This is a genomic window from Streptomyces griseoruber (assembly GCF_001514205.1).
Lineage (GTDB): Bacteria > Actinomycetota > Actinomycetes > Streptomycetales > Streptomycetaceae > Streptomyces > Streptomyces griseoruber.
On the sequence record NZ_KQ948763.1, the window covers coordinates 452328 to 464966 of the forward strand.

Sequence of the window (12639 nt, forward strand, 5' to 3'; positions counted from 1 at the left end):
TGAACAACAGAGGTGAACACAGAGCGGCCCGCGTCCGTACTACTCGGCGGAGCATGGGACGCGGCCGCCTGCCGAACCCCTGTACGGACGTCCTTACATGACATCTGAACAGGGCGCTTGTCAGTTGTGTGAGAAACGTGAAATCCTCGGTGCCTGCCGCGAGGTTCCCCCCAACTCCATTGCCGTCATGGTGAGTTGACCTCGCATTTGGATGCAGGAGTCACATGCCCGACCTGCCGACCCCGAAGGACGCCGCGGAGGCCGCGCTGTTCTCCGAGTGCTGGGACGCCGTCCTGTCGTACGCGGACCTGTGCACGTCCGGTTCGACCGCGGCCAACCAGCTGGCCCGTGAGGCGTTCGCGCTCGGCATACACGAGGCCCGCGCCGCCGACGACGGTACCGCACGAGGTGCCGGCCGCCGCTCGTCCCGGCTGCCCCGGATCCCCCTGCTGCTGACCGCCGTACGCAACACGGCGGCCGCCTGGGAGACCGAGGGACAGGGCCACAAGCTCGACCCCGACCTGCGACTGTGGCTCAACTCGGACAAGGCCTGGCGCTACACCGGCCCGCCGCTGAGCCGCCCCATCGCCCTGCGCGGACTGCGCGACATGGGCGAGTCGGACGCCACCCTGCTGTGGCTGGCGGAGGTGGAGGCGCTTCCGCTGCGTTCCGTCGTCCGCCGCCAGGGCCTCGACCCGGACGCCTCCGTCGAGGAACTCAACGCGGTCCGCGGCCTGTTCCGCGACCGCTGCCACCGCAACCACCTCGACACGCCGATGAGCGCGGAGTGCCGCTCCTACGTCCGGCTGCTCGACGCCGTCACCCGCTCGCCCGGCGCCGACACCCCCGACGACCTCTCCCGGCACCTCGCCACCTGCGTGGAATGCGCCGAGGCCGCCGCCTGTCTGCGACTGCACGGCGGCGGACTGCCCGCCGCGCTCGCCGGCGGTGTCATCGGCTGGGGCGGTCTCGCCTATCTGGAGCGCCGTCGCCGCGCCGCCGAGGTCCGCCTCGGCGCCGGACGCCCCGACGCGCCGGACCCGGAGGGCCAGGCGGAGCGGGCCGCGGCCCACCGGGCCCGCCTCAGGCGCCACGGGCTGTTCGCCGCCGCCGTCCTGGTCTCGGGGCTGGCGCTCGCCGCGTCGCTGATGCCGTTCGGCGGCGGCAGCGGCACCGACGCGCAGAAACTCCCCACGGACACCAGCCCGGTGGCCGGTCCCGGCTCCACCGTGCCGTCCTCCGGTGCGCCCGCGACCTCCGCCCGCCCGTCGTCGGCGTCCCCGGCGCCGTCCGCCGACGACACGCCGGGCACCGGCACGAAGGGCGACGAGAAGCCCGACCCCGAACCGCAGGGCACCTCCTCGGCCACCACCGGCACCGGTGGCGGCGAGACCGGGGGCGCGGCCGTCTGCGAGGTCCGCTACGACCTCGTCAACCAGTGGCCCGACGGCTTCCAGGCCAGCGTCACGTTCACCTCGCCCACCGCCCTCGACTCCTGGCGGGTCGCCTGGTCCTTCACGGACGGGCAGCACGTCGACCAGATGTGGGACGCGAGCGTCGCCCAGCAGGGCACCCGGGTCACCGCGACCGCGGCCGACTACAACCGCTCCGTCACCGCGGGCTCCACCGTCACCTTCGGGTTCCTCGCCTCCTGGCAGGACACCAACACGGCGCCGTCCGGCTTCACGCTCAACGGTCAGGAGTGCACGGGCTCCTGAGCGCCCGTCCACGGGAAAAAGAAGTGGCGTCCTCCGTCAGGTCCCCCTAGCCTGACGGAGTCATCCAGGGACACAGGAACAGGAGGTGGGACCGATGACTGTCACCGGCACCGGGGCCGCTCGACGCGGCCAGACGATCGTCCACCTCACCCCCGCGGTCTCCGGCTGACCAACCGACCTCTTCGCGCGCCCGCGCGCGCCGCCGGGGCCGCCCTGTGAAGGGTTTCCCTTGCATTCCTCCGTTTCTCCGGATGCGTCTTCTCCCGCTTCTTCGCCCGCTTCTTCTCCTGCCGCGTCCCGCGCCTATTCCCGCGCCTCCGCGCACCCTCTCGCCGCCCTCGGCTGGGACGAGGACTGGGCGGCCGAGTTCGCGCCCCACGCCGAGCACGGGCTGCTGCCCGGCCGGGTCGTCCGGGTCGACCGCGGCCTGTGCGACGTCGTCACGGCGGCCGGTACGGTCCGTGCCGACACCGAGTTCGTCGTCCCCCACGACCCGATGAAGGTCGTCTGCACCGGCGACTGGGTCGCCCTCGACCCCGAGGGCGCCGATCCGCGATACGTCCGCACACTGCTGCCCCGCCGTACCGCGTTCATCCGCTCCACCTCCTCCAAGCGGTCCGAGGGGCAGATCCTCGCCGCCAACGTCGACCACGCCGTCGTCGCGATCTCGCTGGCCGTCGACCTCGACCTCGGCCGGATCGAACGGTTCCTGGCGCTGGCCTGGGAGTCCGGCGCCCAGCCCGTCGTCGTGCTCACCAAGGCCGACCTGGTGCCCGACCCGGTCGTGCTGGCGCATCTCGTCCAGGACGTGGAGACCAGCGCCCCCGGGGTGCCGGTGCTGCCCGTCCGCGCCCGCGACGGCGAGGGCGTCGAGGAGCTCGCCGCGCTCCTCGGACGGGGCACGTCCGTGCTGCTCGGCGCGTCCGGCGCCGGCAAGTCCACCCTCGCGAACGCGCTCGCCGGCGCCGATCTGATGGCCGTCCAGGCCACCCGTGACCTCGACGGCAAGGGCCGGCACACCACGACCACCCGCAATCTGCTGCCGCTGCCCGGCGGCGGTGTGCTCATCGACACCCCCGGACTGCGCGGGGTCGGCCTGTGGGACGCCGGCGGCGGGGTCGGGCAGGTCTTCGCGGAGATCGAGGAGCTGGCCCGCGGCTGCCGGTTCCACGACTGCGCGCACGACGCGGAACCGGGGTGCGCCGTGCGCGCCGCCGTCGACGACGGGGAGCTCGCGCCGCGCCGGCTGGACAGCTACCGCAAGCTCGTCCGGGAGAACCAGTGGATCGTCGCCAAGTCCGACGCCCGGGTCCGCGCCGACATCCGCCAGGACTGGAAGCGCAAGAAGGCGGAGGGCCGCGCCGCCGGGGACGCCAAGCGCGGCCGCGGACCCTGGCAGCCCGCGCCGCCCCGGTGACCCGTACCCCCGCGTCACCGTCACGTCCGATTTCCGCTAGCCCCTTCCCCGTCCCGGGCGAAGACTGGAGGGCATGACGGGTCAGGACACCAGGGACGGAACCGGGTACGACCGTACGTGCGACACCCCGTACGACACCCCGTACGACACCACGTACGACACCCGGTACGAGGCGGTGCGCAGCCGGGACGCGCGGTTCGACGGGGAGTTCTTCTTCGCCGTCGAGACCACCGGCATCTACTGCCGGCCCAGCTGCCCCGCCGTCACCCCGAAGCGGCACAACGTGCGCTTCTTCACCACGGCCGCCGCCGCGCAGGGCTCGGGCTTCCGGGCCTGCCGGCGGTGCCGCCCGGACGCCGTGCCGGGCTCCGCCGACTGGAACGTGCGCGCCGACGTCGTGGGCCGGGCCATGCGGCTGATCGGCGACGGGGTCGTGGACCGGGAGGGCGTCGCCGGGCTCGCCGTACGGCTCGGCTACAGCGCCCGCCAGGTGCAGCGGCAGCTCACCGCCGAGGTCGGCGCGGGCCCCGTCGCCCTCGCCCGCGCCCAGCGCGCCCACACCGCGCGCGTGCTGCTCCAGACCACCGGGCTGCCGGTCACGGAGATCGCCTTCGCGTCCGGGTTCGCCAGTGTGCGCCAGTTCAACGACACGATCCGCGCCGTGTACGCGGCGACCCCGACCGAGCTGCGGGCCGCCGCCCGCGCCTCCCGCCGTACCGGCACCCCGGCCGCCGGGATCCCGCTGCGGCTCGCCCACCGGGGCCCCTACCGTGCGGGCCCGGTCTTCGACCTGCTGGAGCGGGAGGCCGTGGCCGGGGTGGAGGAGGTCGGCGGACCGGCCGGCGGGCGGACGTACCGCCGTACGCTCCGCCTCCCGCACGGCACCGGGATCGTCGCCGTCGACGAACGGCCGGGCGACCCGGGCCGCGCGAGCGCCCTGCACCCCGGCGGCTGGCTCGACGCCCGGCTGCACCTCACCGACCCGCGTGACCTCACCACCGCCGTCCAGCGGCTGCGCCGGCTGTTCGACCTCGACGCCGACCCGTACGCCGTCGACGAGCGCCTCGGCGCCGACCCCCGGCTCGCCCCGCTGGTCGCCGCCCGGCCGGGGCTGCGCGCCCCCGGGGCCGCCGACCCCGAGGAGTACGCCGTACGGGCCCTGGTCGGCCGTACGGAGTCCGAACGACTGGTCCGCGACCACGGCAAGGCCCTCGACGCGCCCTGCGGCACCCTCACCCACCTCTTCCCGGAACCGGCAGCCGTGACGGAGGCCGTCGGCCCCCTCGCCGTCGCCCTCGCCGACGGCCGGGTCCGCCTCGACCCCGGCGCCGACCGGGACGACGCCGAGGCCGCCCTGCTCGCCGTACCCGGGCTGGACGCCCGTACCGTGGCGGCGATCAGGGCCCGCGCCCTCGGCGACCCCGACGTCGCGCCGCCCGGCGCCGACGTACCCGACACCTGGCGTCCCTGGCGGACATACGCCCTTCACCACCTGCGCGCAGCGGAGGAGACCCCATGACGACCGGCATCGCGCCCGTGTACTGGACCAGCGTCGGCGGCCCGCTCGGCCCCCTGCTGCTGACCGCCGCCCCCGACGGCGCCCTGACCTCGCTCTCCGTCGAGGGGCAGCGGGGCGGGCGCACCGTCCAGGACGGCTGGCGGCACGACCCGGGCCCGTTCCGCGCCGCCGAGGAGCAGCTCGCCGCCTACTTCGCGGGAGAGCTGAAGGAGTTCCGGCTGGAGCTGCGCGCCGAGGGCACGGAGTTCCGCGAGCGGGTGTGGGCGGCACTCGACACCGTCCCCCACGGGGCGACCACGACGTACGGCGAGATCGCCGCCCGGATCGGGGCCTCCCGTATGGCCGTGCGGGCCGTCGGGGGGGCGGTCGGCGCGAATCCGCTGCTGATCCTGCGCCCCTGCCACCGGGTGATCGGCGCGGACGGCTCCCTCACGGGGTACGCGGGCGGCCTGGAGCGCAAGATCCGGCTGCTGGAACTGGAGGGCGTGCGGTCCTGAAAAAGCCGTGAGGTCCTGAAGGACCGTGAGGTCCTGAAAAACAGGGGGCGGGCCCGTCCGGAAGGGCCCTCCGGCGGCCTTCCGAGGGGCATCCGGGCGCGTACCGGGGGACCTCGCGGGAGCCGTCCGCCCACCGCCTCCGGGGCCCGGCACACGTCGGCCCGTGACCTCGCCCCATACCGTCTGAGCTGGCCTTTTGTTCCCGTCGCGGCTAGGTTTCCCTGGTCGGGAACAAGCCCGGGGGGAAGGAAGCCGATGGACCGTCACATACGTACGGTGGACGACGTGCTGGAACTTCTGGACGGCCTGTTCGCGCCGGAGGCCGACCGCTGGACGGCCGACGGGGCCGCCTGGTGGGACGGCTTCTACACTGACCGCTCCAGGCCGGTGCCGTTCTTCGCCGCGAAGCCGGACGAGAACCTCGTCTCGTACCTCGACCGCGGGCTGATCACCCCGGGCCGCGCCCTCGACCTGGGCTGCGGGCCGGGCCGCAACGCCCTGCACCTCGCCGCCCGGGGCTTCGAGGTGGACGCGGTCGACCTCTCCCCGACGGCCGTCGCCTGGGCCGAGGAGCGGGCCCGTGCGGCCGGGGCCGAGATCCGGTTCCACTGCGGCGACGCCTTCGCCCCCGGTGCCGCGGTCCTCGACGGCCCGTACGACCTCGTCCACGACTCCGGCTGCTTCCACCACCTGCCGCCGCACCGCCGCGTCAGCTATCTCGCCCTCCTCGACCGTGTCCTGGCCCCCGGCGGCCATCTCTCCCTCACCTGCTTCGCCGCCGGGCGGATGGGCTCGGAACTCCCCGACGAGGCCTTCTACCACCGCTCCCGTCTGGAGGGCGGCCTCGCCTACACCCCCGAGTCCCTGCGCGGGATCTTCCGCGACCTGACCGAGGTCGAGCTGCGGGGCATGCGGGAGCAGGGGGCCGCGTCGCCCCTCTTCGGCGAGTCCTTCCTCTGGACGGCGCTGTTCCGGCGCGACGGGCAGGCGTCCCGGGTCACCCCCACAGCACCGCCCCCAGCCACGCGCCCGTGATCAGCAGGCAGGTGAACAGCTCCGCGAGCACGCTGGAGCCGCCCGAGCGCATGGCCGTGCGCAGGGCCGCGCGGGCCTCGCCGTGCCGGCCCAGACGGAGCCGTTCACAGAGATAGACGCCGCCCATGAAACCGGGGATCGCGCCCAGCACGGGCACCAGGAAGAAGCCGAGCAACGCGCCGACCCCGGCGTACACCGCCATCCGGGGGGTCGCGCCGCTCTCCCGCAGCCGGCGCGGCGGCAGCGCCCAGCGCACCACCTGGCTCAGGAACAGCGCGACGGTGGCGCCCACGAGCACCCACCAGGCGACCGGCTGCGGATCCTTCAGCGCCCACCACAGGACCGCGGACCACACGAACCACGAGCCCGGCACCCCCGGCACCAGCACTCCGCACAGGCCGAGCAGGATCACCAGACCGACCAGCAGGAGTTCCCACGCTCCCATCTGCCCAGAGTGCCGGAATCGCGGGGAAACGGCAGGTCAAGAGGTGGGCGTGCGAGGGGGGGGGCCGGCGTTCCCGGGCCACCCCTCCATCAGCTCCGTCAGCGGCTCCTTCACCCATCGCTGTACGGTCCGCTGGCCCAGGTCGAGCTGTCTGGCCGAGGGCGGCGGTCAGCTCGGTCATGCCGCGTTGGGACACCGCCGCGGCGCCCGTCACCACCTCGCCCAGGTCGTGCACGGACGGCTCGGCGACCGCCGCACGCTACTCCTCGGCGAGCAGCGCGGCCGCCGGTTCCGCGCGCTCCAGCTCGTTGATCATCCACGGCGCAGGTCCAGGTACACGGTGCACACTTCGGCACCGAGAACGCCGAGAACGCCCAGAACGCCCAGAACGCCCAGAACGCCGAGAACGCAGTCCGGGCTCATGAGGCGCAGGGCGCACAGGGGATCTGAGCCGGGGTCACTCCCGAGGTCGCCGGGCGGTTCTCCCGTGGGGGTGGGACCGCCCGGCGACCGTCGCCTGCGGGCGCCCGTACTGACATTCGACGGTGGCGCATTTTCCGGATGCCCCGTTTTCAACCGGGCCGTGCGGTGGACAATTGGGGGCATGAGCCAGCAGGGGGGAAGGCCCACCGGTCCCGAGGACGACTGGTGGGGGCAGCTGTACGACGACTTCACCGCGGACACGGGCCCCGCGCCCACCGCCGACTCCCTGGACGACCGCTTCGCCTCGGCGGCGGGAACGGTGCGCTCCACGGGTCCGGCGGACCAGGTCCCACCACAACGCACGCCGACGGAACGGGCCGTGGCGGACGCCCGGACCGACTGGTGGCTGGCCCCCGACGCGGCGACGGCGCCCACGTCGTCCAGCCCCCCACCCGGCCCCGGAACCACCCCGGCCGCACGCCCGGCCGGATCCGCGCCGATCCCGGCCGCCACGCCGGATTCGCGTCCCACGCCGCCTCCGCCGGACACTCCCCCCGTCCCCACGACCCTCCCGCCCGGCCCGTTGCCTACCGGCTTCGCCCACCCCGCACCTGCCGCGCGCCCCACCCCCACCACCTCCACCAGCGGTCTCGCCGCCCCCCTCGGCTCCGTCCCGCCGGACGGTGTCCGGACCCCTACCGCCCTCGACCTGCCCCTGCCGTCCGACGAGCGGACGGCGTACGTCGGGTCGCGGCCGCCCACCTACGATGCCGAGCCCACCGCGTTGCCGACCGCCGATCCGGACGCGCTGGACGATCTGGTGGCCGACACCGTGCTGGACGGGGCCTTCTACGGAACCTGTGCGCTCAGGGCCGTGTCGGTGCGTGGGGACTCCGCGCGGTACCGGGGCGAGCCACGCCGGGACGCGCTGCTCGTCGCCCGGTTCGGCACCGGCGAGCACGCGCTGGTGCTGGTGGCGATGGCGACCGGCGCGCGGGCCACGCCGGGCGCGCACCGGGCGGCCGCCGAGGCCTGCCGGTGGATCGGCCGGGCCGTGGGCCGCAGCCATGTCCGGCTGGCGCAGGACATAAGGGCCGCCCGGCGCGGCGACCTGAAGTCCGGACTGCACCGCCTCACCGACCGCAGCCTCGGCCGGCTCCGGGCCGGCGCCGCCGAACAGGGCCTGGAGCCCGACGCGTACACGGCCACCCTGCGCTGTCTGCTGCTGCCCGCCGACCCCGAGTGCCGTACCAGGGTCTTCTTCGGCGTCGGCGACGGAGGCCTGTTCCGGCTGCGCGGCGGGGAGTGGCAGGACCTGGAGCCGAGGGTCGGCGAGGTCGCCGGGGAGCCCGTCGTCGGGTTCGGCGCGCTGCCCGCGGAGACGCCCGAGGGTGACCGGCTCACCATGGACCTCGGCATCCCGACCCCGCCGAGCCCCTACGACCCGCCCCCCGAGCCACCCCGCGACCCCTTCCGCTTCCGCGCCTCCGTAGCCCGACCGGGTGACACCCTGCTGATGTGCACGAGCGGCCTCGCCGACCCCCTGCGCGGCGAGCCCGCACTCCCCGCCCACCTCGCGCAACGCTGGTCGGAGCAGCCCCCGCCCGGCCTCGCCGCGTTCCTCGCCGACACCCAGGTCCGGGTCAAGGGTTACGCGGACGACCGTACGGCGGCGGCCGTCTGGGAGGCGTGAGCGGCCCGGCACGGCCACTGTGGAGGGAGGTACCCGAGGTCCGAGAAGGGGTGCGTCCGGCCATGGCCAAGCAGAACGTCGCCGAGCAGTTCGTGGACATCCTCGCCCGCGCCGGGGTCAGACGCCTGTACGGCGTGGTCGGGGACAGCCTCAACCCGGTGGTGGACGCGGTGCGCCGCAACTCCGCCGTCGAGTGGGTCCAGGTGCGCCACGAGGAGACCGCCGCGTTCGCCGCGGGCGCCGAGGCGCAGATCACCGGCCGGCTGGCGGCCTGCGCGGGCTCCTGCGGCCCCGGCAACCTGCATCTCATCAACGGTCTCTACGACGCCCACCGCTCGATGGCCCCGGTGCTCGCCCTCGCCTCGCACATCCCCTCCGCCGAGATCGGTCTCGGCTACTTCCAGGAGACCCACCCCGACCAGCTGTTCCGCGAGTGCAGCCACTACTGCGAACTGATCTCCAGCCCGAAGCAGATGCCCCGGCTGCTGCACACCGCCATCCAGAACGCGGTCGGCCGCGGCGGCGTGAGCGTGGTCACCCTGCCCGGGGACGTCGCCTCCGCGCCCGCCCCCGAGAAGGCCGCCGCGACCGCCCTGGTCACCAGCCGGCCCACGGTCCGCCCCGGTGACGCCGAGATCGACGCCCTGGTCCGGATGATCGACGAGGCCGGCCGGGTCACCCTGTTCTGCGGCAGCGGCACGGCCGGCGCGCACGCCGAGGTCATGGAACTCGCCGGAAAGATCAAGTCCCCGGTGGGACACGCCCTGCGCGGCAAGGAGTTCATCCAGTACGACAACGAGTTCGACGTCGGGATGAGCGGTCTCCTCGGCTACGGCGCCGCCTACGAGGCGACCCACGAGTGCGAGCTGCTGATCCTGCTCGGCACCGACTTCCCGTACAACGCCTTCCTCCCCGACGACGTCCTGATCGCCCAGGTCGACGTCCGCCCCGAACACCTCGGCCGCCGCTCCCGGCTGGACCTCGCCGTGTGGGGCGACGTACGCGAGACGCTGCGCTGTCTGATCCCGCGGGTGCGGCCCAAGGACGACCGGCGGTTCCTCGACCGCATGCTCAGGAAGCACGCGGACGCGCTGGAGGGGGTCGTCAAGGCGTACACCCGGAAGGTGGAGAAGCACGTCCCGCTGCACCCCGAGTACGTTGCCTCCGTCCTCGACGAACTCGCCGACGACGACGCCGTGTTCACCGTCGACACCGGTATGTGCAATGTCTGGGCCGCCCGCTATCTCACCCCCAACGGCCGCCGCCGGGTGATCGGTTCCTTCTCCCACGGCTCGATGGCGAACGCGCTGCCCATGGCGATCGGCGCCCAGTTCACCGACCGCCGCCGCCAGGTCGTCTCGATGTCCGGCGACGGCGGATTCACCATGCTGATGGGCGACTTCCTGACGCTGGTGCAGTACGACCTGCCGGTGAAGGTCGTCCTGTTCAACAACTCCTCCCTCGGCATGGTCGAGTTGGAGATGCTGGTCGCCGGACTCCCCTCGTACGGCACCGCCAACAAGAACCCCGACTTCGCCCTGGTCGCCCGCGCCTGCGGTGCCTACGGCGTCCGCGTGGAGAAGCCCAGACAGCTCGCCGGCGCCCTCCGGGACGCCTTCCGGCACAAGGGGCCGGCCCTCGTCGACGTCGTCACCGACCCGAACGCGCTGTCCATCCCGCCGAAGATCAGCGCCGAGATGGTGACGGGTTTCGCCCTGTCCGCCTCGAAGATCGTCCTGGACGGCGGGGTCGGCCGGATGCTCCAGATGGCCCGCTCCAACCTCCGTAACATGCGCCGCCCCTGAGACGCCGTCCGCCGTCTGCCGTCCGCCGTCTGCCGTCCGCCGTCCGCCGTCACGGCCGGTACGGCTGCCACCGGCGCGCCGAGGTGTCGTACACGTACCGCGCCAGGCCGTCCACGGCGCTGGTGCGGAACGGACGGCCGTGGTCGTCGATCCGGACCGTGCCGGTGCGTCCCTGCGAGGACCAGTCGAGTTCGAGGTACCAGTCACAGCCGCAGGCCGTGGTGCGGGCCGTGACCAGCAGCACCTCGGGGTCCTCGGCGGACACCCGGTAGGGGAGCCGGACCGCGGGGATCGGGGTGCCCGCGTCGTTTCCGGCCACGGACCGCGCGAGGGGCCGGTCCCGGTCCAGGTCGACGGCGAAGTAGCGCTTGCTGAGCGCTCCGCCGCAGCCCTGGTCCATCGCGTACACGGTCCCCGGCACGGGCGCGGCGCGGCCGACGACCCGCACCCGCAGCGCCGTCAGCACGACGGCCGTGGAGCTGTGGCCCTGCACCGCGATCTCCACGTTGGTCTCCCGCCCGTGCACCGCGCCCTGGGCCGACGCCCAGGTCCCCGCGTCCTGCTCCGACGGAGGCGGCGGCACCCGGGCCGGCGGTGCGTCGATGACGTAGTCGTGTCCGCAGCCCTGTGCCCAGAGCTGGGAGTCGACGGTCCAGGCGAACGGCGTCCCGGAGACCGGAGCACCGGACGGTTCGCTGCCCGGGGGCGTCGCGCTCGGGGTGGGGGAGGGCGCGGCACCGGTGGCGGTGGGGGAGGGCGTGGGCGGGGGAGGGGGTGCCGTCGTGGGCGCCGTGGAAGACGACGGGGAGGGGCCGGCGGGCCGGGCCGGGGCGTCGGACGACGGCCGGTCGCCGCCCGGCAGCGCGGACAGCGTGCCCAGCGCGGCGAGCACCGCACAGGCGGCCCCCACCAGGACCGTCGTACGACGCCGCCGATCCCAGGAACGGGACACCACCGGCACACCACTCGACACCGCCCCGCCCGCCCCTGCCTCCACCTCAGCCCCTGCCTCCGCCTCCGCCTCTGTCTCCGCGCCCGCCTGAGCCTCCGCCCCCGCGGCCCTCCCCGGATCCTTCGTCGCGGCCCCCCGCCCCCGCTGTGTCCGTGCCGCCGTCGCCCGGAGCCAGCGGCGGTGCAGTTCGAGGCGCTCCTCGGGAGTCGCCCCGGTGAAGGCCTTCAGGAAGACGACCGTCACGGCCGTCAAGAAGCTCCGCTGAGCGACGCATTCCGGCCAACTTCGGCGGGGGTGGGTGCACGGGCCCGTGGGGGCACGGCCCGCAGGCCGCGCGGGCGTACGCCCTTCAGGGGCGGGCCCGTGCCGTCGTACCGCGTCACCACCGCACGGGAACCGGGTCCGTACGGTGGCGAAACCGGCCCGGTACCCAGTGATCCGGCCGGATCGCGCACCGGGGGGCGCGGTCCGGCCGGCCGCTTGTGCGCCCCCTCGAACATGGCCGAACACCCGGGCGTGGACGAATCGACATGACTGGCGCCGTGCCGACCGGGCATGGATCCCCGTGAACGTGTTCGAGCAGGAGGGGAACCGACATCGGCACGCGGGCGGGGGTCATGGTGAGGCAGGCACGGGGCAGCGGTCGGACGGCGATCGCGGGCACCTCGGCGGCAGAGCGGGGAACGGAGATCGCGGAAGGGGACGACACCGTAGACGCGCAGCTCCATCGCAGACTCGGGCGGGCCGACCTGAGGGCGGTGCCCGAAGCGCGCCGCGCGGTGCGCGAGCTGTTGCGGGGCTGGGGGAAGCCGGGCCGCTCGGAGACGGCGGAACTGCTGACCAGCGAACTCGTCACCAACGCACTGGTGCACACCGACGACGAGGCGGTCCTGACGGCCACCGTGTCACCGGCCGGCCTCCGGGTGGAGGTGCGGGACTCCGTGCCGGGCCGCCCCCGGCCGACCGTGGCGACTGCCGACGACGGGACGCACGGCCGGGGCCTGGTCCTGGTGCAGTCCCTCGCGGACTCCTGGGGGGTCCGGGCGCAGGGCGCCGGGAAGGTCGTCTGGTTCGAACTGGCCGCGGGGGCGGCCTGAGACCCGGACGGGGCACGGGAAGGGGGCGCGACCGTGGC

General features: G+C 74.4%; 10 protein-coding genes. 8 read left to right on the forward strand and 2 right to left on the reverse strand.

Annotated elements, in window-relative coordinates; genetic code table 11:
* Positions 1-224 precede the first annotated feature (224 nt).
* From AQJ64_RS01920 to AQJ64_RS01940, 5 genes are all read left to right on the forward strand, one after another.
* Complete coding sequence (locus AQJ64_RS01920; protein ID WP_055635534.1) at positions 225-1718, forward strand: cellulose-binding domain-containing protein; 1494 nt, start codon at positions 225-227, stop codon at positions 1716-1718.
* 229 nt (positions 1719-1947) lie between these two features.
* The gene (gene rsgA, locus AQJ64_RS01925; protein WP_055635533.1) at positions 1948-3135 is read left to right on the forward strand and encodes a ribosome small subunit-dependent GTPase A; all 1188 of its coding nucleotides are present in this window, start codon (positions 1948-1950) and stop codon (positions 3133-3135) included.
* Between the two features lie 73 nt (positions 3136-3208).
* Positions 3209-4654 (forward strand): DNA-3-methyladenine glycosylase 2 family protein, encoded by a 1446-nt coding sequence (locus tag AQJ64_RS01930; RefSeq protein WP_079061416.1) that lies wholly within the window; start codon positions 3209-3211, stop codon positions 4652-4654.
* Complete coding sequence (locus AQJ64_RS01935) at positions 4651-5151, forward strand: methylated-DNA--[protein]-cysteine S-methyltransferase (RefSeq protein ID WP_055635532.1); 501 nt, start codon at positions 4651-4653, stop codon at positions 5149-5151. Before AQJ64_RS01930 ends, AQJ64_RS01935 begins: the two co-directional genes overlap by 4 nt.
* Positions 5152-5406: 255 nt before the next feature.
* The gene (locus AQJ64_RS01940; protein WP_055635531.1) at positions 5407-6186 is read left to right on the forward strand and encodes a class I SAM-dependent methyltransferase; all 780 of its coding nucleotides are present in this window, start codon (positions 5407-5409) and stop codon (positions 6184-6186) included.
* Here the strand turns inward: AQJ64_RS01940 and AQJ64_RS01945 are convergent.
* Entirely contained in the window at positions 6149-6631 is a 483-nt protein-coding gene (locus AQJ64_RS01945; RefSeq protein WP_055635530.1) for a DUF456 domain-containing protein, read from the reverse strand. The two genes, AQJ64_RS01940 and AQJ64_RS01945, sit on opposite strands and share 38 nt — an antisense overlap.
* 604 nt (positions 6632-7235) lie before the next feature.
* Between AQJ64_RS01945 and AQJ64_RS01950 the strand changes: the two genes are divergently transcribed.
* Both AQJ64_RS01950 and AQJ64_RS01955 read left to right on the forward strand, forming a co-directional pair.
* Positions 7236-8747, forward strand: a complete 1512-nt coding sequence (locus AQJ64_RS01950) for a PP2C family serine/threonine-protein phosphatase (RefSeq protein WP_059202353.1) — start codon at positions 7236-7238, stop codon at positions 8745-8747.
* A gap of 62 nt (positions 8748-8809) precedes the next feature.
* Positions 8810-10552, forward strand: a complete 1743-nt coding sequence (locus AQJ64_RS01955; protein ID WP_055638828.1) for a pyruvate dehydrogenase — start codon at positions 8810-8812, stop codon at positions 10550-10552.
* Between the two features lie 49 nt (positions 10553-10601).
* On the opposite strand, the gene AQJ64_RS01960 is transcribed toward AQJ64_RS01955, so the two are convergent.
* Positions 10602-11756 carry a hypothetical protein gene (locus AQJ64_RS01960; RefSeq protein ID WP_059202354.1) on the reverse strand — a complete coding sequence of 385 codons (1155 nt, stop codon included), beginning with the start codon at positions 11754-11756 and terminating at the stop codon, positions 10602-10604.
* Between the two features lie 365 nt (positions 11757-12121).
* On the opposite strand from AQJ64_RS01960, the gene AQJ64_RS01965 reads away from it, so the two are divergent.
* The gene (locus tag AQJ64_RS01965; protein ID WP_055632303.1) at positions 12122-12601 is read left to right on the forward strand and encodes an ATP-binding protein; all 480 of its coding nucleotides are present in this window, start codon (positions 12122-12124) and stop codon (positions 12599-12601) included.
* Positions 12602-12639 lie beyond the last annotated feature (38 nt).